The sequence below is a fragment of the Paracoccus aestuariivivens genome (genome assembly GCF_009711225.1).
GTDB lineage: Bacteria > Pseudomonadota > Alphaproteobacteria > Rhodobacterales > Rhodobacteraceae > Paracoccus > Paracoccus aestuariivivens.
This window is the reverse complement of record NZ_WMIE01000008.1, coordinates 24095-45905: the sequence shown is the minus strand read 5'-3', so window position 1 is coordinate 45905 and position 21811 is coordinate 24095. Positions and strand designations below refer to the sequence as shown.

22 protein-coding genes are annotated in these 21811 nt (G+C 62.2%); 10 read left to right on the top strand and 12 right to left on the bottom strand.

The genetic code is table 11. From position 1 onward, the window contains the following. Positions 1 to 95: 95 nt before the first annotated feature. Positions 96 to 1343 carry a urate hydroxylase PuuD gene (locus GL286_RS13725; protein ID WP_155096145.1) on the top strand — a complete coding sequence of 416 codons (1248 nt, stop codon included), beginning with the start codon at positions 96 to 98 and terminating at the stop codon, positions 1341 to 1343. A 58-nt stretch (positions 1344 to 1401) separates the two neighbouring features. Further along, entirely contained in the window at positions 1402 to 2106 is a 705-nt protein-coding gene (locus GL286_RS13720; protein ID WP_155096144.1) for a class I SAM-dependent methyltransferase, read from the top strand. Here the strand turns inward: GL286_RS13720 and GL286_RS13715 are convergent. After that, positions 2103 to 3002: a LysR family transcriptional regulator gene (locus GL286_RS13715; RefSeq protein ID WP_155096143.1), complete on the bottom strand. Its 900-nt coding sequence runs from the start codon at positions 3000 to 3002 to the stop codon at positions 2103 to 2105. The two genes, GL286_RS13720 and GL286_RS13715, sit on opposite strands and share 4 nt — an antisense overlap. Positions 3003 to 3115: 113 nt before the next feature. On the opposite strand from GL286_RS13715, the gene xdhA reads away from it, so the two are divergent. The 4 genes from xdhA to guaD are packed head-to-tail and all read left to right on the top strand — an operon-like array spanning position 3116 to position 8854. Next, positions 3116 to 4561: a xanthine dehydrogenase small subunit gene (xdhA, locus tag GL286_RS13710; protein ID WP_155096142.1), complete on the top strand. Its 1446-nt coding sequence runs from the start codon at positions 3116 to 3118 to the stop codon at positions 4559 to 4561. Then, the gene (xdhB, locus tag GL286_RS13705; protein WP_155096141.1) at positions 4558 to 6855 is read left to right on the top strand and encodes a xanthine dehydrogenase molybdopterin binding subunit; all 2298 of its coding nucleotides are present in this window, start codon (positions 4558 to 4560) and stop codon (positions 6853 to 6855) included. Before xdhA ends, xdhB begins: the two co-directional genes overlap by 4 nt. Continuing rightward, positions 6852 to 7592 (top strand): xanthine dehydrogenase accessory protein XdhC, encoded by a 741-nt coding sequence (gene xdhC, locus GL286_RS13700; RefSeq protein ID WP_155096140.1) that lies wholly within the window; start codon positions 6852 to 6854, stop codon positions 7590 to 7592. The genes xdhB and xdhC overlap by 4 nt, the downstream gene beginning before the upstream one ends. Further along, positions 7580 to 8854: a guanine deaminase gene (guaD, locus tag GL286_RS13695; RefSeq protein ID WP_155096139.1), complete on the top strand. Its 1275-nt coding sequence runs from the start codon at positions 7580 to 7582 to the stop codon at positions 8852 to 8854. The genes xdhC and guaD overlap by 13 nt, the downstream gene beginning before the upstream one ends. A 549-nt stretch (positions 8855 to 9403) precedes the next feature. Here guaD and GL286_RS22155 read toward each other — a convergent pair. Together GL286_RS22155 and GL286_RS13690 are read right to left on the bottom strand one after the other, a co-directional pair. Then, positions 9404 to 9580 (bottom strand): hypothetical protein, encoded by a 177-nt coding sequence (locus GL286_RS22155; RefSeq protein ID WP_170295193.1) that lies wholly within the window; start codon positions 9578 to 9580, stop codon positions 9404 to 9406. 217 nt (positions 9581 to 9797) lie between these two features. Then, positions 9798 to 11099, bottom strand: coding sequence for an NCS2 family permease (locus tag GL286_RS13690; protein WP_155096138.1), 1302 nt, complete (start codon positions 11097 to 11099; stop codon positions 9798 to 9800). Between the two features lie 218 nt (positions 11100 to 11317). Between GL286_RS13690 and puuE the strand changes: the two genes are divergently transcribed. The 3 genes from puuE to GL286_RS13675 all read left to right on the top strand — a co-directional run bounded on the left by puuE (position 11318) and on the right by GL286_RS13675 (position 14042). Further along, the gene (gene puuE, locus GL286_RS13685) at positions 11318 to 12727 is read left to right on the top strand and encodes an allantoinase PuuE (protein ID WP_155096137.1); all 1410 of its coding nucleotides are present in this window, start codon (positions 11318 to 11320) and stop codon (positions 12725 to 12727) included. Between the two features lie 5 nt (positions 12728 to 12732). Further along, complete coding sequence (locus GL286_RS13680; protein ID WP_155096136.1) at positions 12733 to 13572, top strand: bifunctional allantoicase/(S)-ureidoglycine aminohydrolase; 840 nt, start codon at positions 12733 to 12735, stop codon at positions 13570 to 13572. Between the two features lie 74 nt (positions 13573 to 13646). Continuing rightward, positions 13647 to 14042 (top strand): VOC family protein, encoded by a 396-nt coding sequence (locus GL286_RS13675; protein WP_155096135.1) that lies wholly within the window; start codon positions 13647 to 13649, stop codon positions 14040 to 14042. Here the strand turns inward: GL286_RS13675 and alkB are convergent. Then, positions 14033 to 14671 (bottom strand): DNA oxidative demethylase AlkB, encoded by a 639-nt coding sequence (gene alkB / locus GL286_RS13670; RefSeq protein ID WP_246184952.1) that lies wholly within the window; start codon positions 14669 to 14671, stop codon positions 14033 to 14035. The genes GL286_RS13675 and alkB overlap by 10 nt on opposite strands. A 90-nt stretch (positions 14672 to 14761) precedes the next feature. Here alkB and GL286_RS13665 point away from each other — a divergent pair, with 90 nt between their 5' ends. Beyond that, a complete protein-coding gene (locus GL286_RS13665) occupies positions 14762 to 15379 on the top strand; it encodes a DsbA family protein (protein WP_155096133.1) in 618 nt (205 codons plus the stop codon). Between the two features lie 41 nt (positions 15380 to 15420). Here the strand turns inward: GL286_RS13665 and GL286_RS13660 are convergent, their stop codons facing one another. From GL286_RS13660 to GL286_RS13625, 8 genes are all read right to left on the bottom strand, one after another. Next, positions 15421 to 15729, bottom strand: a complete 309-nt coding sequence (locus tag GL286_RS13660; protein WP_155096132.1) for a hypothetical protein — start codon at positions 15727 to 15729, stop codon at positions 15421 to 15423. Between the two features lie 117 nt (positions 15730 to 15846). Then, entirely contained in the window at positions 15847 to 17079 is a 1233-nt protein-coding gene (gene trpB / locus GL286_RS13655) for a tryptophan synthase subunit beta (protein ID WP_155096131.1), read from the bottom strand. A gap of 51 nt (positions 17080 to 17130) precedes the next feature. Continuing rightward, positions 17131 to 17580 carry a GNAT family N-acetyltransferase gene (locus tag GL286_RS13650; protein ID WP_170295191.1) on the bottom strand — a complete coding sequence of 150 codons (450 nt, stop codon included), beginning with the start codon at positions 17578 to 17580 and terminating at the stop codon, positions 17131 to 17133. Next, on the bottom strand, positions 17577 to 18224 hold the full coding sequence (locus GL286_RS13645) for a phosphoribosylanthranilate isomerase (protein WP_155096130.1): 648 nt from the start codon (positions 18222 to 18224) through the stop codon (positions 17577 to 17579). The genes GL286_RS13650 and GL286_RS13645 overlap by 4 nt, the downstream gene beginning before the upstream one ends. Before the next feature lie 3 nt (positions 18225 to 18227). Then, positions 18228 to 18617 (bottom strand): LapA family protein, encoded by a 390-nt coding sequence (locus GL286_RS13640; protein WP_155096129.1) that lies wholly within the window; start codon positions 18615 to 18617, stop codon positions 18228 to 18230. Between the two features lie 38 nt (positions 18618 to 18655). Beyond that, a complete protein-coding gene (ihfB, locus tag GL286_RS13635) occupies positions 18656 to 18943 on the bottom strand; it encodes an integration host factor subunit beta (RefSeq protein WP_155096128.1) in 288 nt (95 codons plus the stop codon). 203 nt (positions 18944 to 19146) lie between these two features. Next, positions 19147 to 20826, bottom strand: coding sequence for a 30S ribosomal protein S1 (rpsA, locus tag GL286_RS13630; protein ID WP_155096127.1), 1680 nt, complete (start codon positions 20824 to 20826; stop codon positions 19147 to 19149). 286 nt (positions 20827 to 21112) lie between these two features. After that, the gene (locus GL286_RS13625) at positions 21113 to 21697 is read right to left on the bottom strand and encodes a (d)CMP kinase (protein WP_155096126.1); all 585 of its coding nucleotides are present in this window, start codon (positions 21695 to 21697) and stop codon (positions 21113 to 21115) included. Positions 21698 to 21811: the final 114 nt, after the last annotated feature.

The following is a 21811-nucleotide window of genomic DNA, read 5'->3' as shown; positions in this document are numbered from 1 at the left end:
TTTCAATACAAGCTTAAGACAGCCACGGCACTCAAGCCGATTTCCCGGCAGGCCCTTGATGAGTTAGGATTTCCCCAGCAAGACAGGAGCACTGCATGTCCGATTTCGCCGTGATCTGGGACTGGCTGGCCTTTGCGATACGCTGGACGCATGTCGTCACGGCGATGGCATGGATCGGCTCGTCCTTTTACTTCGTCGCCCTCGACCTAGGCCTTCAAAAAAGCCCCAGCCTGCCCAAAGGCGCGCATGGCGAGGAATGGCAGGTTCATGGCGGCGGCTTTTACCATATCCAGAAGTATCTGGTCGCCCCCGAAAAGATGCCCGAGCACCTGACTTGGTTCAAATGGGAAAGCTACATGACCTGGATCTCGGGAGCGGCGCTTCTGATGGTCACCTATTGGGTCGGCTCCGAGTTGTTCCTGATCGATCCCGCCAAGATGGAGCTGGCCCCTTGGCAGGCGATCCTGATCTCGGCCGCGTCACTGTCGGTCGGCTGGCTGGTCTATGACTTCCTTTGCAAATCCAAGCTTGGCGAAACGCCGACGCTGCTGATGGTGTTGCTATTCGCGATGCTGATCGCGATGGGTTGGGGCTATAACCAGATCTTCACCGGCCGCGCGACCATGCTGCATCTGGGCGCCTTCACCGCGACGATCATGACCGCCAACGTGTTCCTGATCATCATGCCGAACCAGCGCATCGTGGTGGCCGACCTGAAAGCCGGACGTGCGCCCGATCCGAAATACGGCAAGATCGCCAAGCTGCGTTCGACCCATAACAACTACCTGACGCTTCCGGTCGTGTTCCTGATGCTGTCGAACCACTACCCGCTGGCTTTCGCATCGCATTACAACTGGGTGATCGCGGGCCTGATCTTCCTGATGGGCGTGACCATCCGCCACTTCTTCAACACCATGCATGCCCGCAAGGGGAAACAATGGTGGTGCTGGGCAATCACGGCGATCCTGTTCATCCTCGTGATGTGGCTCTCGACCGCGCCGATGTTCCGCGAGACACTTGAGCAATCCGAAGCCCGCATCCTGACCCCCACCCAGCAGGCGATGATCGATGCCCCCGGCTGGGACGATGCCCAAAACGCCGTCATGGGCCGCTGTTCAATGTGCCACTCACGCGAGCCCAGCTATGAGGGCATCCATACCGCGCCCAAGGGGGTCCTGCTGGAAACCCCCGACGACATCACCCGCGCCGCGCGCGAGATCTTCATCCAGGCGGGCGTGACCAATGCCATGCCCCCGGCCAATGTCAGCTTCATGGAGCCTGCCGAGCGGCAGGCGATCACCGACTGGTATCGCGGCCTGCCCAAAGCCCTTGCCGCGAACTGAGTCTTTCCCCGCGTCCCGATCCGGGCTAGTCGTTCCCGTCACTTGAGGAAGCGGGATCATGGACAGCGGCAACGGATGGGACGAAAGCGCCGAAGCCTGGATCGCCGATATGGGCGAGACCGGCGATTTCTCGCGCCGCAACGTGCTGGACGCCCCGATGCTGGACCGCATCCGGGGGCGCGGCTTTGAAAATGCGCTGGATGTCGGCTGCGGCGAAGGGCGCTTTTGCCGGATGATGGCCGAGCTGGGCCTTGCCACCACCGGCATCGACCCGACCGCCCGCCTGATCGAGACCGCCCGTGCCCGCCACCCGCAGGGCGAATATCTGGAAGCCCAGGCCGAGGCCCTGCCCTTTGCCGATGCCAGCTTCGATCTGGTGCTCAGCTACCTGACCCTGATCGATATTGACGACAGCAACGCCGCGATTGCCGAGATGGCCCGCGTGCTGCGCCCCGGCGGCACGCTGCTGATCTCGAACCTGAACTCGTTCAGCACCGCCGGCTCATGGCAGGGCGAGGGCGACAGCGCGCGGGGCTACCTGATCGACAATTACCTCGAGCCGCGCGCCGAATGGGTCAGCTGGCGCGGCATCCTGATCCGCAACTGGCACCGCCCCTTCCACGCCTATATGCAGCCGTTGCTGGCGCAGGGGTTGCGACTGGTGCATTTCGATGAGCCTGCGGCCAAGGGTGGCGAGCAAGGACGGATCGCACGCTATAACCGCGCGCCCTACCACCACGTCATGGAGTGGACGAAGCCCTAGGCGCCCAGATAGCGCTTGCTCTCTCGCGCGATGAAGTCTGCGAATAGCCGGACCTTGGGGTCCTGCAAACGGCGATGTGGAGTCAGCACGCCGAATTGCGCGGGCGACGGCGGGCATTCCGGCAGGACCATAACCAGCCGTCCGGCCTCGATGTGCTCCGATACCTCGTAGAAGGGACGGTTCGCGATCCCGCAGCCGTCCAGCGCCCATTCGGTCAGTACATCGCCGTCATCGGCGTCGAAATGGCCGTTGACCAGCAGCTTCTGCGGGCCTTCGGGCGTCTTCAGCACCCAGTAATATTCCGGGCTACGCGGATAGCGCAGCAGCAGGCAGTTGTGCTTGACCAGATCCTCGGGCTTCTCGGGCGTGCCGTGTTTGGCCAGATATTCGGGGGTCGCGACCAGCACACGTTTGCATTCCGCGATCCGCCGCCACTTCAGAGCAGAATCCTGCGGCTCGCCGAGGAAAAAGGCCAGATCGATACCGTCCGCGATGATGTCGACGTTGCGGTCGGAAAGGCGCAGCCGGATCTCGACGCCGGGATATTCCTCGCAGAACTTCGGCACCAAGGGCGAGATGAGTCGCCGCCCCAATCCTAACGGCGCAGTCACCCGAAGCGCCCCATGCGGCATGCCGGAAAAGCCCGAAACCACCGCCTCGGCCTCGTCCAAGGTCTCGATCACGCGGCGAGCGCTTTCGTAGAAGGCACGACCCACCTCGGTCGGGACCAGCTTGCGAGTCGTGCGATTGAGCAGCCGCACACCGAAGCGCGTCTCTAAGTCTTTGATGCGATTTGAGGCAACTGCCGGAGACATACGCAGATCGCGCCCCCCCGCCGTGATGGACCCAAGTTCGATGACGCGGACAAAAACCCGCAGACTTTCAAGGTATGGCAACGAACCGACCCGCTTCTTTCAATGAACGGCTGAAAGTCTTATGCTCATTCTGTGATTTCGCAAAGGTCAATTCGCATCTAGATTTTTCTATGAGCGACCCGAGCGAGGACTAGATGGGCAGCGAGCTGCGCTTTCTTCTGAACGATACCGAGATCCGCCTGACCGAGGCGGGGTCCCGAGACACATTGCTGGATTTCCTTCGGCTGAACCGCCGCCTGACCGGCACCAAGGAAGGCTGCGCCGAGGGCGATTGCGGCGCCTGCACGGTGCTGGTGGGCCGCTTGCATCACGGTCATCTGCACTATGAGCCGATCAACGCCTGCATCCGTTTCGTCGCCTCCTGCCACGGCTGCCATATCGTCACCATCGAGCATCTGCGCGGTCCCCAAGGTGGCTTGCATCCGGTTCAAGCGGCCATGGTCGAGCATCACGGCAGCCAATGCGGCTTCTGCACGCCGGGCTTCGTCATGGCGCTTTACGGCCTTTGGATGCAGAACCCCCGCCCCGATATGGGCGCGATCGAAACGGCGCTTCAGGGCAACCTCTGCCGCTGCACCGGCTATGAGCCGATCGTGAAAGCGGCCTTCGCCGCAGGCGAGGCCGGCGGCCAGCATATGGACGCCCTCGCCGTCGAGCGCGACCGCGTGACCGCATGGCTGAGCGCCCTCCCCCACGAACGGGTCGAAATCGCCCGTGGCGAAGACCGCGCCATCCTGCCGAAAGACGCCGCCGATCTGGCGCAAGTTCTGGCGGAAAACCCCAAAGCCACCATCGTTGCGGGTGCGACCGATGTGGGTCTGTGGGTCACGAAATTCCTGAAAGACATCTCGCCTGCCGTCTTCATCGGGCATCTGGCCGACCTGAAACGCATCGAGATCACGCCGGGCCAGATCACCATCGGCGCAGGTGTGACCTATACCGAGTTTGAGCCCTTCATACTGGCCCATTTCCCCGAGGCGCTGGATTACTGGCGGCGCATTGGCGGCTGGCAGGTGCGCAACGCCGGGACCATCGGCGGAAACGTGGCGAATGGCTCGCCCATTGGGGAAACACCGCCTTTGCTGATCGCTTTGGGCGCGACGATGACGCTGCGCAGCGCGACAGGCACGCGCGATCTGCCGGTCGAGGATTACTTCGTGGCTTACGGCAAACAGGACCGCCTTCCCGGCGAATTCGTGGAAGCGATCCATGTGCCGCTGAAGGGCGAGGCCCTGATTGCCGCCTATAAGGTCAGCAAGCGCCTGCACGCCGACATCACTGCCTCGGCTGCGGCCTTCCGCGTCGAAACCGATGGCGCGACCATCATCGACGCCCGCGTGGCCTTTGGCGGCATGGCGGCGACCCCCAAACGCGCCGCCCATGCCGAGGCCGCCCTTCGCGGAAAACCCTTCGCCGCCGAGACCTTTGAGGCCGCCGCAAAAGCCGTCGCGAATGACTTCCAACCGCTCAGCGACTGGCGCGCAAGCGCCGAATATCGCCAGCAACTTGCCGCCAATTTCTTCCGCCGCTTCTGGCTGGAACAGTCGGGCGCGGAACACCGTCTGAGGAGGGTCGAATGAAACAGGACGTGCAAGTCAAGGGCGCGGCCCATAGCTCGATCATTCACGATTCCGCCGTCAAGCACGTCACCGGGCGCGCGGATTATACCGATGATATCGCCGAACCCGTCGGCACGCTGCATGCCTATCTGGGGCTGTCGACCGTGGCCCATGGCCGTATCACGGAAATGGACCTGTCGGCGGTGCGCGCGGCCCCGGGCGTGCATCTGGTCCTGACCGCCGATGACATTCCCGGCGTCAACGACATCAGCCCGAACGGGCTGCATGACGATCCGGTCTTTGCCTTCCCCGAGGTGCAGTTCCACGGCCAGCCGATCTTTGCCGTGATCGCCGAAACCCGCGACCAAGCCCGCCGTGCCTGCCAACTGGCCCGCGTCAGCTACGCCGAACTGCCCTTCGCGCTGGACGCAATCAGCGCCCGCGACGCCGGGATGGGCTATGTGACGAAGCCCTTGAAGCTCGCGCGCGGCGATATGGCCGAACTGGCCCGCGCGCCCCGCCGCCTGTCGGGTCGGCTGACCGTCGGCGGACAGGAACATTTCTACCTTGAAAGCCAGATCGCCTTCGCCATTCCCGGCGAGGATGAGGATGTGATCATCCACACCTCGACCCAGCACCCGTCCGAGGTCCAGCACATGGTCGCCCATGTTCTTGGCACGGCGGCGCATTCGGTGGTGGTCAATGTGCGCCGCATGGGCGGAGGGTTCGGCGGCAAAGAAACGCAGATGAACATCTTCTCGGTCATCGCCGCTTTGGGGGCCAAGAAGCTGCACCGCGCGGTCAAGCTGCGCCCCGACCGCGACGACGATTTCCAGATCACCGGCAAGCGCCATGACTTCGTCATCGACTATGACGTGGGCTATGACGACACCGGCAAGATCCACGCGGTCGAGGGAGATTTCTACGCCCGCTGCGGTTTCTCGGCGGATCTCTCCGGCCCGGTGACGGACCGCGCGCTGTTCCATGCCGACAACGCCTATTATTACCCGGCGGTGGAACTGCGCAGCCATCCGATCAAGACCAATACTTGCTCGAACACCGCCTTCCGCGGCTTTGGCGGCCCGCAAGGCGTGATCATGGCCGAACGCGTGGTCGAGGATATCGCCTATGCCCTTGGCCGCGATCCCTTGGAGATCCGCAAGCTGAACCTTTACCAGAACGGCCAGCTGACCCCCTATCACCAAGAGGTCGAGGACCAGATCCTGCCGCGCATCTTCGAGGAGCTCGAAACCAGCAGCGATTACCATGCCCGCCGTCAGGCCGTGCTGGACTGGAACGCACGCGGCGGCACCATCCGCAAGGGCATCGCGATCACCCCGGTCAAGTTCGGCATCAGCTTCACCGCGACTTGGTTCAACCAAGCGGGCGCGCTGATCCACCTCTATTCCGACGGCTCGATCCATCTGAACCATGGCGGGACCGAGATGGGTCAGGGCCTGAACACCAAGGTCGCCCAAGTCGTGGCCGAGGCGCTTGGCGTCGATATCATCCGCATCAAGATCACCAAGACCACGACCGAGAAGGTGCCGAACACCTCGGCCACGGCAGCCAGTTCAGGCTCGGACCTGAACGGCATGGCGGCGCTGGATGCGTGTAACCAGCTCATCGCCCGCCTGACGGCTTTCGCGGCTGAAGCCAAGGGCGTGCCCCCGGAACTGGTGACAATCGGAGAAACCACCCGCATTGGCGATCAGGAATTCCCCTTCGAGGACTTCATCAAAACCGCCTATATGGCGCGGATTCAGCTTTCGGCGGCGGGCTTCTACAAGACGCCCAAGATCCACTGGAACCGCGATACCGGCCAAGGCCGCCCCTTCTATTACTACGCCTATGGTGCCGCCTGCGCCGAGGTCTCGGTGGACACGCTGACCGGCGAATATGTGATCGAGCGCGCGGATGTGCTCCATGACGTGGGCCGCAGCCTGAACCCGGCACTGGACAAGGGACAGGTCGAGGGTGCCTTTGTGCAGGGCACCGGCTGGCTGACCAGCGAGGAGTTGTGGTGGGACGCCAAGGGGCAGCTCAAGACCCATGCGCCGTCGACCTATAAAATCCCTCTGGCCTCGGATCGGCCCAAGGTCTTCAACGTCGCGCTGGCCGATTGGTCGGTGAACCGCGAGAACACCATCAAGCGGTCGAAAGCCGTGGGCGAGCCGCCCTTCATGCTGGGCATCTCGGTCTTTCAGGCGCTGAACATGGCGGTGGCCAGCTTCAACGACTACCGCGAAAACCCCCGCATCGACGCGCCCGCCACGCCCGAGCGCGTGCTGATGGCGATCGAGAGGCTCAGATGATCCGGGTCACCATCACCCGCACGCGCGGCTCGGCCCCGCGCGAAGCCGGCGCCACAATGATCGTGACGACCGACCAGACCAGAGGCACGATCGGCGGAGGGCAGTTGGAATATATGGCGATCGACCGCGCAAGGCAGATGCTGGCGCGCGGCGAGACCGACGCGACAATGGACGTGCCCCTCGGCCCCGAAATCGGCCAATGCTGCGGCGGTCGGGTGGAACTCTCTTTGACCCGCATCACCGAAATGCCCGCCCCGCCCGAGCATCCCCAAGTCCTGATCTTTGGCGCGGGCCATGTCGGGCGCGCTTTGTCCCGCGCTTTGGCCCTGTTGCCTTTACGCCCGATCCTGATCGACCAGCGCGCCGAGGAACTGGGCCTTGCGCGCGGCGAAACCGTCCTGACCCCCTTGCCCGAGGCCGAGATCCGCTCGGCCCCCCTCGGCACCTCCTATGTGATCCTGACCCATGATCACGCGCTGGATTTCCTGCTGACCTCCGAGGCGCTGCGCCGCAAAGACGCGCCCTATATCGGCATGATCGGCAGTAAGACCAAGCTTACACAATTCCGCCGCTTTGCCGGGGCACAGGACCTGACCACTGAGCGCCTGACTTGCCCCATCGGCGCCGGTTTCTCGAAGGACAAACGTCCCGAGATCATCGCCGCCTTCACCGCCGCCGAGATCATCGGCCGGCTTACCCAAACCATTTCGGCAGCCCAACTCACATGCGACAACTGATCCGAGGGCGGACGCTCTCTTTCCACGCGGACCCGGTGGAGTCCGAGGATTCCTTCACCTATCTCGAAGACGGCGCGATCTTGGTCGAGAATGGCAAGATCGCTGCCATCGGCGATTATGACTCGTTGCGTGCCGATGGCCTGTCCGAGATCGACCACCGCCCGAACCTGATCCTACCCGGCTTCATCGACCCGCATCTGCATTTCCCGCAGGTGCAGGTGATCGCCAGCTGGGGCGCGCAGCTTCTTGACTGGCTCAACACCTATACCTTCCCCAGCGAGGCTCAGTTCAGCGACGAGGCCCACGCCACCCGCATGGCCGACGCTTTCCTGAAGCTGCTCTTGTCGCATGGCACCACCTCGGCCGTGGCCTTCTGCTCGAGTCATGCCCAATCGGCCGAGGCGCTTTTCTCTGCCGCCGAGGCGCGCAATATGGCGATGATTGCGGGCAAGGTAATGATGGACCGCAACGCCCCGGCGGGCGTGCTGGACACCCCCCAGACCAGCTATGACGACAGCAAGGCGCTGATCCAGAAATGGCATGGCCGTGGCCGCCAGCGCTACGCCATCAGCCCCCGCTTCGCCATCACCTCGACACCTCAGCAGATGGAGTCCGCAGGTGCCTTGGTCCGCGAACACCCCGATTGCCACATCCAGACCCATCTGAGCGAGAACCTCGCCGAGATAGAATTTACCTTAAGCCTTTATCCCAAGGCACGGGATTATCTTGATATCTACGAGACATATGGTCTGCTCGGTCCGAAAATTCTGCTCGGCCATTGCATCCACCTACGCGAACGCGAAATCGCCCGCATGGCCGAAACCGGCAGCCGCGCGATTTTCTGCCCGACCTCGAACCTGTTCCTTGGCTCGGGTCTGTTCGACGAAGCGGGCCTGCGCGCCGCGGGCGTCCCCACCGGCATCGCGACCGACATTGGCGGCGGCACCAGCTACTCGATGCTGCAAACCCTGAACGAGGGCTACAAGATCCTGCAACTGCGCGGCCAGAAGCTGCACCCCTACGCCGCCTTCCACTGGGCGACCCGTGGCAACGCGCTGGCGCTTGGGATGGAGGACCGCATCGGCACCCTCGCCCCCGACACCGACGCCGACTTCGTCGTCTTGGATAGCCGTGCCACCCCCGCGATGGCACTGCGCATGGAAAAGGCCGGAACGCTGGCCGAAGAACTGTTCGTGCTGCAAATCATGGGCGATGATCGCGCAGTGACCCAGACCTATATCGCGGGTCAGGCAATGCTGTGATCCTAGCCGCCCCAGGAGCAGACTAATCAAAGGAATGCGCAACACCCATCAAGCCCTGATCTCAGCACACAAAAAATTGCCTTGTGGAGATCAGGGTTGAAAGGTCGCTGCGACGGCAAATCCGTCTTCTTCTGGCCACGGATGCGATGGCACCTCCAAGAAGGAGAACGTCAGGCTCCGCCCAAGTGAGGTCGGCGTCAGAGGTCAGGTTGCGGAAACTGATGAAGTCGCGATGTATCCCCCGACATCATCCTAGGTTGGCACGCGCCGCTCGCCTGCATTGCGAGACGACGCCGCGAGCCTCGATGTCGCCATCTCGCGATACAGGAAACCCAACATCTCGCTTTTCGAAATGCCCTGAGACACCGCGAAGAGTTCGGCAGATCGACGAGGATCGCGGCGTTCGACCGTCCCGGATCATTCTGATGATTTCGACCGCTATCGCCTCGGCCACCAGCCTATCGGCCAGCAGTCCGGCGCGGATCCATTCATGCAATTTGCCTACCGTAACTTCTGCAAAGGTTACGGAAGATATGATGGCGCAATCCCCTAGCGGATGTGAACTGCGCCACTGCCTCCGATGGCTGCGCCAGCAACCGCGCCGACCGGTCCGGCAACGAGCGCACCTGCGGCGGCCCCCGTCGTAGCGCGCGTTGCTGTGTTCGGCCCGCAGGCGCTGACGGCAAGCGTCAAGGCACAAACAGCAATGACAGTCAATTTTGGCATAGGCCCATCTCCCATCCCCACCGATTGCCGCTGGGGTTCCGTTCATCTCGATCGGACGGCTTAGATGGTGATCGGAGGACCAAGGCAAGCCCCCGAGCCAGCAGATCAGCCAAACTTGATGCATCATCCGACAGGCATGGCGGACACCCGCCGATGGACCTTCGTCAAAAAAGGCCCGCCGATCAGGCGGGCCTTTCTAGCTTTATGGCGGGCGCCTCTATTCCATGAAAAAGGCGAAGCGGATGACAAACAGACCCGCCACGATCCAGGTCGCGAGATGCACCTCTCGCGCGCGACCGGTCATCAGTTTGATCAGCGCATAGCTGACAAAGCCAAAGGCAAGGCCATTCGCGATGGAATAGGTAAAGGGCATCATCACAGCCGTCAGGACCGCCGGGGCGGCCTCGGTGACGTCGGCCCATTCGATCTCCGCGAATTCGCGCAGCATCAGACAGGCCACATATAGCAGCGCCGGTGCCGTCGCATAGGCGGGAACCGAACCAGCCAGCGGCGCGAAGAAGATGGCCAGCAGGAACAGCACCGCGACGACCAGCGCGGTCAGCCCCGTCCGTCCACCCGCCTGCACGCCCGAGGCGCTTTCGACATAGGCGGTCGTCGAACTGGTTCCCAGAAGCGAGCCGGCAAGGATCGCCGTCGAGTCCGCCATCAGCGCACGACCAAGACCCTTGTTCGTATGGGTCGGGCCCTCGGTCAGCAGACCGGCGCGCTTGGCAACGCCGATCAGCGTACCGGTGGCGTCGAAGACCTCGACCAGCACCATGACAAGGATGACGTGGAAGATGCCGACCGTCAGCGCGCCCGCGATATCAAGCTGCATGAAGGTCGGCAGGATCGAAGGGGGCATCGAGACCACGCCGCCGAACGGGCTTGCGCCAATCGCGATCGAGATCACGGTGACGGCAAGAATGCCGATCAGGATCGCGCCTTTGACCTTCAGCGCGTCCAGCGCCGCGATCAGGAAGAAACCGAAGGCGGCCAACAGGACCGGAATCTGGGTCAGGTCACCCAGGCCGACCAATGTGACCTCGTTCGGGACGACGAAGCCAGAGGTTTTCAACGCAATCAGCCCAAGGAACATGCCGATACCGGCGGCAATTGCGCTGCGCATCGAATGGGGGATGCCCGCGATCAGCCAGCGACGGATGCCCGTGACCGAGAGGAACAGGAAGACGAGGCCCGAGATGAACACTGCCCCCAGCGCCTGCTGCCAAGTGAAGCCCAGCCCCGCCACGACGGTAAAGGCGAAAAAGGCGTTCAGCCCCATGCCAGGAGCCATGCCGATGGGCCAGTTCGCCCAAAGCGCCATGATGGCCGAACCAAGCGCCGCAGCCAGACAGGTCGCGACAAACACCGCATTGCGGTCCATGCCGGTCGTTGACAGGATGTCGGGGTTCACGAAAATAATATAGGCCATGGTCAGGAAGGTGGTGATACCAGCGATCACCTCGGTCCTGACATTGGTGCCCTTGGCCTCAAGGCCGAACTGTTTTTCTAGCATCAATCCTCCCACTGGCGGTTTGCCCGCCACGCCGGCCAGATTAGGATTAGCGGTCTTCTACGGGAATGCAGGCTCTGACGACAGAGTTTCAACGCAATATTTACAAAGACCGTATTTTCAACCGAACCTCGGTTTTGTTTCTACGAATTCACGGCTTGCCGTTACCCATCTACAGATGATGACTGCACATAGGCCGGAACACCAGAAGGACGCAAGTGATGCGATATAGCCGCGACATGATCGGATATGGCGAAAACGCCCCTGACCCCCGTTGGCCGGGTGGCGCAAAGATCGCGGTCCAGATCGTCGTGAACTACGAAGAAGGCGGCGAGAACAGCATCGAACATGGCGATGCCGCCTCGGAAGCGTTCCTGTCCGAAATCATCGGCGCGCAACCATGGCCGGGCAAACGCCATTGGAACATGGAGTCGATCTACGACTATGGCGCGCGGGCGGGCTTCTGGCGGCTGTACCGGATGCTGAAAGATATCCCCGTCACCGTCTACGGCGTCGCCACCTCGCTTGAGCGCAACCCCGAACAGGTCGCTGCCATGCAACGCGCCGGATGGGAAATCGCGACCCACGGGTTGAAATGGATCGACTACCGCGACATCCCCCGCGAGGTCGAGGCCGAGCACATCGCCAAGGCCATCGAACTGCACACCCTTGTCACCGGCGAGCGGCCGCGCGGCTTCTATCAGGGCCGGACCTCGATGAACACGGTCGAACTGGGCTGCGAGGAAGGCGGCTTCGAATATCTCGCCGACACCATCGCCGACGACCTGCCCTATTGGCACGTCCACAAGAACAAGCCGCAACTGATGGTGCCCTATACGATGGACGCCAATGACATGCGGTTTTCGTCGGGTCAGGGCTTCGGAACGGGCGTCGAGTTCTTCGACTATCTGCGCGACAGCTTCGACGTGCTTTATGCCGAAGGTCAGGCCGGTGCGCCCAAGATGATGTCCATCGGTCTGCATTGCCGTCTGGCCGGACGTCCGGGGCGGGCCATCGCAATCCAGAAGTTCCTCGACCACTGCCGCGCGCATGAGGGTGTCTGGTTCGCCTCGCGTCTGGATATCGCGCGCCACTGGGCCAAGGAACATCCTTATCAGCCGCGCCATCGCCCCTCGGGAATGGACCGCGACGCCTTTGTGCAAAAATTCGGCGGCATCTACGAACATTCCCCCTTCATCGCCGAGCGCGTCTGGGACGGCGAAATGGGCGCGGTTCATGATACAGCATCGGGGCTTGCCGCACGCATGGCGCAGATCTTCCGCGCTGCCAGCGATCAGGAGCGTCTTGGCGTTCTGATCGCCCACCCCGACCTAGCGGGCAAGCTGGCGCAAGCCAAACGGCTGACCGCGGAAAGCACCTCCGAGCAGGCCTCCGCCGGTCTCGACGCCCTGACCGACGGAGAACGCGCCGAGTTCCAGCGCGTGAACTCCGAATATGTGGCCAAGCACGGCTTCCCCTTCATCATCGCGGTCAGGGACCACGACAAGGCAGGGATCATGGCGGCCATGCAGGCGCGCCTTGCCAATGACACCAGAACCGAGCGCAGCACCGCAGAACGTCAGGTGATGCGGATTGCCGAATTGCGGCTGCAAGACGCGCTGAAAGGATGAGCGACATGAACCATCACGCCCCGAAACCGAAGCCGCATTATGCCGGCCCCTTCGCCGGTCTGCCGCCGCAAAGCGATCTCTCGACCGACACCGCCGTCTTCACCGAGGCCTATGCCGTCATCCCTGCCAGCACCATGCGCGACATCGTGACCAGCTTTCTGCCGGGCTGGAGCGGAATGCGGATGTGGGTGATCGCGCGGCCTTTGTCAGGCTTTGCCGAGACCTTCAGCCAATATGTCGTCGAGTTGCAGCCGGGCGGCGGATCGGGCAAGCCCGAGACCGACGAGGGCGCGCAGGCCGCGATCTTTGTCACCGATGGCAGCGTGACGGTGACCATCGACGGCCAAGCGCATGAGCTGAGCCCCGGCGGCTTCGCCTATGTTCCTGCGGGCATGGAATGGTCGGTAAGGAACGGCGAGCAGACCTCGCGCTTCCATTGGTGGCGCAAGCGCTGGCAGCCAGTCGAGGGCGTCGCGAAACCCGATGTCATCATTGCCAATGAACGCGACATCGCGCCGATCCCGATGCCCGACACGGGCGGCAGCTGGGCCACTACCCGCTTCATGGACCCGAACGATATGCGCCATGACATGCATATCACCATCGTGACGCTGACGCCCGGTGGCTCGATCCCCTTCGCCGAAACCCATGTCATGGAACACGGGCTGTTCGTCATCGAGGGTAAGGCCGTCTACCGCTTGAACCGCGACTGGGTCGAGGTCGGGCCGGGAGATTTCATGTGGCTGCGCGCCTTCTGCCCGCAATGCTGCTACGCGGGCGGGCCCGGCAATTTCCGCTATCTGCTTTACAAGGACGTCAACCGTCACGCGCCGCTCTGGCGCTGAGATCGGGGCCTTCGGGCCCCTTTTTCATTTCCCGCGCCAAGGCTAGATTGCCCGCATCAACAAGAAGGTGACACATGGCCAAGGCAATCCATTCGATGATCCGCGTGCTGGACGAGGCGCGCTCGGTGGCATTCTACCAAACCGCCTTTGGCCTGAAGGTCGCCGAGCGGCTGGATTACGAGACATTCACGCTGATCTATCTGTCTAACGCGGAAACCGAATTCGAGCTTGAACTGACCGTAAACAAGGGCCGTACCGAGCCTTACGATCTGGGCGATGGCTACGGCCACCTTGCCGTGTCGGTCGCGGATGTATCAGCGGAACATGCCCGCCTGTCCGAAGCCGGACTCGCACCGCGCAAACTGGTCGATTTCGCGCCGGGTGGCGAAGTCATCGCTCGGTTCTTCTTCATCGCCGATCCGGACGGCTACCAGATCGAGGTACTTCAGCGCGGCGGCCGCTACCTGTAACCCGCCAGCCGGAAGGTCAGATTGATCCGCGAGCGTCCCGTCTCGGGGTGCTCGCCCTGTTTCAGGGTCAGGATGCCATGCCATGCCAGACGCGCAGGCCCGCCCCAGACCACGACATCACCGTGCCGTAATTCGTGTCGCCGCACGGGATCACTGCGTTCGATCCCCCCGAACTGGAACGTCGCGGGCAATCCCAGCGAAACCGAAACAATCGGCGCGTCGAACCCCGCCTCGTCCTTGTCCTGGTGCAGCCCCATCTTCACCCCCGGCGCGTAGCGGTTGATCAGGCAGGCATCGGGTCGAAAGCTGCCAAACCCCGCCGCCCCAGCGGCCGCATTCGCCAGATCGCCGAACCCTTCAGGCATCGACGGCCAAGGCTTGCCGGTCAGCGGATCAGTCGCCTCGTAGCGGTAGCCGCGCTGGTCGCTGACCCATCCGAGCGAGCCGCAATTCGTCATCTCGACCCCGATCTGTCGCCCGCCCCGCGTCTGCATATGACGGAACGGTGCAGCCTTGGCGATGGTCGAAACCACATCGACCAATCCCCTGTCCAACGCAAAGCCGCGCAGGATCACCGCACCTTCGGCAAGCGGCTCCTTACACCGGTCTCCGAACAGATCCGTCATCATCGCCTTCTCCCACGCAAATGTCATATCGCCACGCTTGACCTGAGGCCACCGGACAGGCTTTCAGAATAGGACAAGTCCAAGGAGCTTCCCATGCGCCGCAGCCTCGCCACAATCGCCACCGCGCTACTTTTTGCCCTGCCCGTCGGGGCACAGGCGCAGGGCTTCACCGAAGCCGAGGTCGCCGCAATCAAGCAGGGTGTGTTCAACGACCCCGCCGCGCCTGTCATGGGCAATCTGCAAGGCGATGTGACGCTGGTCGAGTTCTCGGACTACAATTGTGGTTTTTGCCGCAAGGCGATGCCCACGGTGTCCCAATTGTTGAAAACCGACCCCAAGATCAAACTTGTGGTCCACGAGATCCCGATCTTTGGCGAAGGCTCGCGCTACGCGGCAATGGCGGCGCTGGCAGCGCAGAAACAGGGGAAATATGCCGAGTTTCACCGCGCATTGATGGCCATGCGGGGCGAGGCCGAAAAAGCCTCGGTGCTGCGGGTCGCGCGGGATGTGGGGTTGGACGTGGCGCGGCTCGAGCGTGACATGCAAGCCCCCGAAATCACCGCCCAGATCGAGAAATCCCTGACGCTTGCCGATCAGATCGGTCTGGCGGGAACGCCCAGCTTTGTCGCTGGCGATCGCGCCGTTTTCGGCGCATTGCCGATCGAGGATCTGGCCGAACTCGTGGCCGAGGCCCGCGCGGCCAAAAAATAGGACAGGGTGGGAATGCCGCCCTGCCCCCAGTCATTGATGCGTCAATTATCGTTCAGGAATTGCCAATCCGGCATTCCCTTGACGCCGACCAGCTTTCCGCTCGCGGCGTTATAGGTCAGGGTCACCCTTTCGAAATTCTCGCTGCCCGACGCGCTGATCACACCCTCACCGCGCAAGACCTTCACCCGCCCAAAGCCCTGATCGGCCAATTGCTCTGACAGCAGTTGATCGGTCGTCTGCGGGCTTTCCTGCGGCGGAAACTGGCGGACCGCCATAATCGTCTGGGCATGGGCGATCCCGCTCGTAAGACACGGAGCGGCGGCGAGTAGCGAGACTTGAAGCGCTTTCATGAACATTGCGGCCTCCTGTGCCTGTCATGGTCACGCGCGAAAAACGCAAAGGCGCGACAGGCAGTTTCGGCCAGTCGCGCCTTCGTAAATGTAATTGTCGGCCCGTGAGCACGCGCCTCAGGTGCGGATGTCAAAGCCCAGATGTTTGGCGACCGCGAAGATGTCTTTGTCGCCACGCCCTGACAGGTTCACGACCATGATATGGTCCTTGGGCAGTTCAGGCGCGATCTTGATGACATGGGCCAAGGCATGGCTAGGCTCAAGCGCGGGAATGATGCCTTCAAGACGGCACAGCGTCTGGAAAGCGCCCAACGCCTCGGTATCGGTCACGCTGACATATTCGGCGCGACCACGTTCCTTCAGCCAGGCGTGTTCCGGACCGATGCCCGGATAATCAAGTCCGGCGCTGATCGAATGGCCTTCAAGGATCTGGCCCTCGTCATCCATCAGCAGATAGGTCCGGTTGCCATGCAAGACGCCCGGACGACCACCGGTCAGGCTGGCGCAATGCTGCATGCGTTCGTCAACGCCCTTGCCACCGGCCTCGACCCCGATGATGCGGACCGAGGGGTCGTCAAGGAACGGATGGAACAGACCCATCGCGTTCGAACCGCCGCCAATGGCCGCGACGACGCTATCGGGCAGACGGCCCTCGCCCTCTTGCTCTTCAAGCTGCCAGCGGGTTTCGCGCCCGATGATGCATTGGAAATCGCGCACCATGGCCGGATAGGGATGCGGACCCGCCACCGTACCGATGCAATAGAAGGTGTCGCGCACATTGGTCACCCAATCGCGTAGCGCGTCGTTCATCGCGTCCTTGAGCGTGCCACGCCCAGAAGTGACCGGCACGACCTCGGCGCCCAGCAGACGCATGCGGAAGACGTTCGGCGCCTGACGCTCGACGTCATGCGCACCCATATAGACGATGCATTTAAGACCGAAACGCGCACAAACCGTCGCCGTCGCCACACCATGCTGGCCCGCGCCGGTTTCCGCGATGATTCGGGTCTTGCCCATGCGGCGCGCTAGCAGGATCTGGCCCAGCACGTTGTTGATCTTGTGGCTGCCGGTGTGGTTCAGCTCTTCACGCTTGAGATAGATCTTTGCGCCGCCAAGTTCCTCGGTTAGGCGGGGCGCAAAATACAAGGGGCTCGGACGACCGACATAGTGTTTCCACAGGTCTTCCATCTCGGCCCAGAAAGACGGATCGACCTTGGCACGCTCGTATTCCGCTTCAAGATCAAGGATCAGCGGCATCAGCGTTTCACTGACAAAACGGCCACCGAAAATTCCGAAGCGGCCCTGCTCGTCCGGGCCGGTCAAGAAACTATTGATAAGATCTTCGGCCATGGCTCTCCTCGCGCGGTCGGGATGGGGTGTCTATGGAACGGCGAAAGCCCGTCAGAGGGATTTCTTATAACCGATATGGGAAGCGGTAAAGCCGAGCCTGTCATAGAAACGATGGGCATCGGCGCGGGATTTGTTGGTGGTGAACTGCAACAGCGTGCAACCTGCCGCACGGGCGCGGGTTTCCGCGTCATGGATCAACGCCTGCCCGATGCGTTGTCTGCGATGGGCTGCGGCGACACGGACGCCCTCGATCTGTGCACGGCGGGCCGCAGAAAGCGACAGCCCCGAGATAAAGGTGATCTGGTAGCAGGCAACGATCTCGGCCCCGAACGTACCGACCACAAGATGATTGTTTCCCTCGGCCTGCATGGCGTCGAAGGCTGCGCTATAGCCCGCAAGTTCGCCCTGCTCGCGCTTTCTACCCAGCCTGTCATCGGCAAGAAGCGTGACGACGCTGGCCACATCCGCAGCCGTCGCTGGGCGGAAGACAACTTCGGTCACAGAATCGGAGCCGTGGCGCGCGCGATGAATTTGCGGATCTTGTCGGGGTCTTTGACGCCCGGTGCGCTTTCCACCCCCGACGACACATCGACCCCCTGCGTGCGGGTCAACCGGATCGCCTCGTTGACGTTTTCAGGGGTCAACCCGCCGGCCAGCAACCACGGCTTCAGGATCTGGCGTCCCGCCAGCAACCGCCAGTCGAAGGCCAGACCGTTACCGCCCGGAAGCACCGCATCTTTCGGGGCCTTGGCGTCGATCAGCAGCATGTCGGCAACGAGGCCGTAATCCCAGATCGCATCCAGATCGGTCGGCTCGGACACCCCGACAGCCTTCATCACCGGCAAGCCGGTCAGCGCCTTGACCTCGGCCACGCGGGCCGGAGTTTCGCCGCCATGCAGCTGGATGATGTCCAGAGGAACCTGCGCCAGCGTCGTTTCCAGCGCCGCATCGTCGGGGTTCACGAACAGCCCGACACGGGCAATGCCCAGCGGTACTGCCGAAACCAGACCTGCGGCCGTTTGCGGCGTCACATGTCGCGGCGATTTCGGAAAGAACACAAAGCCTAGATAGCGCGCGCCAGCCTTGATGGCGGCATCCACTCCGTCGGGCTCGTTCAGCCCGCAAATCTTGACGGAAACGGCCATGGTTTACCGCAATGCCGGAACGCTTGCACCGTTGGTCGTGCTGGCGGCAGGGGTGTCGAGGATGGCCAGAACTTCGTCTTTCGGTTTGGCGTGGCTGCGGCGCAGATCGCCAACCTCACGCTCGAGCCGGGCAAGCTCGCGGGCACGGGCCTTGGCTTCCGAACGCTGCGACGCCTCGCGCAGCCATTCCCAGACAAGTCCGACGATCAGGCCAAAGACCATCGCGACGAACAGCGCCAGAAACGCCGGCATCGTCATCGACCACTGCCCCTGCGTGAAACGGGACAGCCCTTCGGGGACAAGGTTGACCGTGATCGGATCGCGGTTCGCCACCGCCACAAGGATCAGCACAACGGCCAGAACAAAAAGAAGGAACAGCCGGAACACGCGCATGATTCACCTCGCAGCAGAAATTTCGCCGCTAATCTGGCCTATTCGTCCAGCCCGTTCAACCGCTCACGCAGCAGCTTTCCGGTCTTGAAGAAGGGGACATGCTTCTGATCGACGCTCACGGACTCGCCTGTGCGCGGGTTACGTCCTTGACGCGCATCCCTTTCCTTGACCGAGAATGCGCCAAATCCGCGCAGCTCGACCCTGTCGCCGCGCGACATCGCGTCAATGATCTCCTCGAAGACCGTGTTGACGATCCGCTCCACGTCACGCTGGAACAGATGCGGATTTTCTTCTGAAATCTTCTGGATCAGTTCGGATCGGATCATCTTGGTTCCCGGATTTGGCAAGTTCCAACAACGACCTGCTTCGATGATCTTAAATCAGCGAAACAAGCTTTCAATGGCTGAACGTGCCTAGAGGGAAAAGGTTGCCGTTTTTTTTGAAGAAGATCACGCGGTTCGGCGGTTTTTCGCAAAGAAAAATGCCCCCGACCTTGCGATCGGGGGCACCTGTTCACCTGAAATCAGGATCAGTTCTTGCTCTTCAGAGCGGCGCCGAGGATATCGCCCAGCGAAGCGCCCGAGTCGGACGAACCGAACTGCTCGACGGCTTCACGCTCTTCGGCGATTTCGCGTGCCTTGATCGACAGACCCAGACGGCGGGTCTTGGAGTCGATGTTGGTGACGCGGACGTCCACGTTGTCGCCAACCTGGAAGCGCTCGGGGCGCTGGTCCTGACGGTCGCGAGCCAGGTCCGAACGACGGATGAAGGATTTCATGCCGTTGTACTCGACCTCGACACCACCTTCTTCGATCGCGGTGACCGTGACAGTGATGACCGAACCACGCTTCACGCCTTCGACGGCTTCAGCCATGGCTTCGTTTTCCAGAGCCTTGATCGAGAGCGAGATGCGCTCTTTCTCGACGTCGACTTCCTGGACAACGGCTTTCACCACATCGCCCTTGCGGAAGTCCTGGATGGCGTCTTCGCCACGGGCATCCCATGAGATATCCGACAGGTGGACCATGCCGTCGATATCGCCTTCGAGGCCAACGAACAGGCCGAATTCGGTGATGTTCTTGACTTCGCCTTCGATGACGGTGCCGACCGGATGGGTCTCGGCGAAGACTTCCCACGGGTTGCGCATGGTCTGCTTGAGACCCAGCGACACGCGGCGTTTGGCTTCGTCGATTTCCAGGACCATGACGTCGACTTCCTGCGAGGTCGAGACGATCTTGCCGGGATGGACGTTTTTCTTGGTCCAGGACATTTCCGAAACGTGGACCAGACCTTCGACGCCGGCTTCGAGTTCAACGAACGCGCCGTAATCGGTGATGTTGGTCACGCGGCCGGCGTGAACCGAACCGATCGGGAACTTGTTGCCAACCGTATCCCACGGATCCTGCTGGAGCTGTTTCATGCCCAGGCTGATACGGTGGGTGTCTTTGTTGATCTTGACGACCTGAACCTTGACGGTTTCGCCGATCGACAGGATCTCGGACGGGTGGTTGACGCGGCGCCAGGCCATGTCGGTGACGTGCAGCAGGCCGTCAACACCGCCGAGGTCAACGAACGCACCGTATTCGGTGATGTTCTTGACAACGCCCTCGACCGTCTGACCTTCGGTCAGGTTGGCGATGACTTCGGCGCGCTGTTCGGCGCGGCTTTCTTCCAGGATGGCGCGGCGCGACACGACGATGTTGCCACGGCGGCGGTCCATCTTCAGGATCTGGAACGGCTGTTTCAGACCCATCAGCGGGCCAGCATCGCGCACGGGGCGCACGTCGACTTGGCTGCCCGGCAGGAACGCAACAGCGCCGCCCAGATCGACAGTGAAGCCGCCCTTGACGCGACCGAAGATGGCGCCTTCGACGCGCTCTTCAGCGGCATAGGCTTTTTCCAGACGGTCCCAGGCCTCTTCGCGGCGAGCTTTCTCGCGCGAGATCGAGGCTTCGCCGCGGGCGTTTTCGACGCGGTCGAGGTAAACCTCGACTTCGTCGCCAACCGCGATCGAGGGAGCTTCGCCGGGGTTAGCGAATTCTTTCAGATCAACGCGGCCTTCCATTTTGTAGCCGACGTCGATGATGGCCTGACCCGCCTCGATGGCGATGACACGGCCTTTGACAACCGAACCTTCATCCGGGGTGTCAATCGCGAGGCTTTCGTTAAGGAGGGCCTCGAATTCCTCCATGGTCGCTTTAGCGCACATATGTATTACAGTTTCCTTTGCGTGGTTTTCTGGCCTTGCGGTTGGCTCCGCCGGTCTTTTGTAGGACATCGTTCCAAGCACAAAGGGTCGCGGCAAAGCCCGACCCCTGACTGATTTGGCCTGTTATGGCCGTATCTCTTGTACCGACGGGGGCGATATAGCGATTAATCCACAGGCTGGCAAGCATTTCCGGCCTCTTCGCGCAGCAATTGCTGGCTGGACGGCCCGTTAACTGTCGCGAAATAACGTCGGAGCCAGAAACAGAAAAACGCCGCGTCGGCAGCGATCAGGCCCCTGCCCGCTTCGCGTGCTCGATAGCCAGTGCGATGGCCTGTTCGATCGAAAGCGTCGAGGTATCCAGAAGCACCGCGTCAGCCGCGGGCCGCATCGGCGCGACGTCACGGGCCGCGTCGCGGGCATCGCGTTCGCGCAGTTCGGTCAGGATCCGGTCCACATCCGCGTCGAGTTCGATCGCACGGCGCTTGGCACGAACTTCGTCCGAGGCGGTGACGTAAAGCTTCACCTCGGCCTGTGGACAGATCACCGTCCCGATGTCGCGACCGTCAAGCACCGCACCAGGTTCGCTGCGGGCAAAGCGTCGCTGGAATTCGGTCAGGGCCGCACGCACCTCGGGGATGGCGGCAACACGGCTTGCCGCCTGCCCCGCCTCGGCGGTGCGCAGGTCATCGCGGGTCAGGTCGTCAGGACCAAGATTTTGCGCAGCGGCCACCGGATCCCCCCCCTTCGCGCCGACTGCACGGTACAACAGGCCGGTGTCGAGGTGGCGAAATCCGAAATGACTGGCAAGCGCGCGGGCAATCGTCCCCTTGCCGGAGGCTGCCGGTCCGTCGATGGCGATGGTAAAGGGCATGTCATAATCCTGAATTCGGCCGCAGGCATTCTCATTGCCACGAGGCAAGGGGCCAGGTCCAGCCCTGCAGGTCTTGCAATCCCCGCCACAATATAGGTTGCTGGTATGGAACAG

Coding starts and splice junctions, on each gene's coding strand:
- rpsA (WP_155096127.1), bottom strand. CDS start 20,826: ATGTGCGCTAAAGCGACCATGGAGGAATTCGAGGCCCTCCTTAACGAA.
- xdhB (WP_155096141.1), top strand. CDS start 4,558: ATGAAACAGGACGTGCAAGTCAAGGGCGCGGCCCATAGCTCGATCATT.
- GL286_RS22155 (WP_170295193.1), bottom strand. CDS start 9,580: ATGCCAAAATTGACTGTCATTGCTGTTTGTGCCTTGACGCTTGCCGTC.
- trpB (WP_155096131.1), bottom strand. CDS start 17,079: ATGGCCGAAGATCTTATCAATAGTTTCTTGACCGGCCCGGACGAGCAG.
- alkB (WP_246184952.1), bottom strand. CDS start 14,671: ATGATGACGGATCTGTTCGGAGACCGGTGTAAGGAGCCGCTTGCCGAA.
- GL286_RS13665 (WP_155096133.1), top strand. CDS start 14,762: ATGCGCCGCAGCCTCGCCACAATCGCCACCGCGCTACTTTTTGCCCTG.
- GL286_RS13660 (WP_155096132.1), bottom strand. CDS start 15,729: ATGAAAGCGCTTCAAGTCTCGCTACTCGCCGCCGCTCCGTGTCTTACG.
- GL286_RS13720 (WP_155096144.1), top strand. CDS start 1,402: ATGGACAGCGGCAACGGATGGGACGAAAGCGCCGAAGCCTGGATCGCC.
- GL286_RS13675 (WP_155096135.1), top strand. CDS start 13,647: ATGGCCAAGGCAATCCATTCGATGATCCGCGTGCTGGACGAGGCGCGC.
- xdhC (WP_155096140.1), top strand. CDS start 6,852: ATGATCCGGGTCACCATCACCCGCACGCGCGGCTCGGCCCCGCGCGAA.
- puuE (WP_155096137.1), top strand. CDS start 11,318: ATGCGATATAGCCGCGACATGATCGGATATGGCGAAAACGCCCCTGAC.
- xdhA (WP_155096142.1), top strand. CDS start 3,116: ATGGGCAGCGAGCTGCGCTTTCTTCTGAACGATACCGAGATCCGCCTG.
- GL286_RS13645 (WP_155096130.1), bottom strand. CDS start 18,224: ATGGCCGTTTCCGTCAAGATTTGCGGGCTGAACGAGCCCGACGGAGTG.
- guaD (WP_155096139.1), top strand. CDS start 7,580: ATGCGACAACTGATCCGAGGGCGGACGCTCTCTTTCCACGCGGACCCG.
- GL286_RS13725 (WP_155096145.1), top strand. CDS start 96: ATGTCCGATTTCGCCGTGATCTGGGACTGGCTGGCCTTTGCGATACGC.
- ihfB (WP_155096128.1), bottom strand. CDS start 18,943: ATGATCCGATCCGAACTGATCCAGAAGATTTCAGAAGAAAATCCGCAT.
- GL286_RS13640 (WP_155096129.1), bottom strand. CDS start 18,617: ATGCGCGTGTTCCGGCTGTTCCTTCTTTTTGTTCTGGCCGTTGTGCTG.
- GL286_RS13690 (WP_155096138.1), bottom strand. CDS start 11,099: ATGCTAGAAAAACAGTTCGGCCTTGAGGCCAAGGGCACCAATGTCAGG.
- GL286_RS13625 (WP_155096126.1), bottom strand. CDS start 21,697: ATGCCCTTTACCATCGCCATCGACGGACCGGCAGCCTCCGGCAAGGGG.
- GL286_RS13680 (WP_155096136.1), top strand. CDS start 12,733: ATGAACCATCACGCCCCGAAACCGAAGCCGCATTATGCCGGCCCCTTC.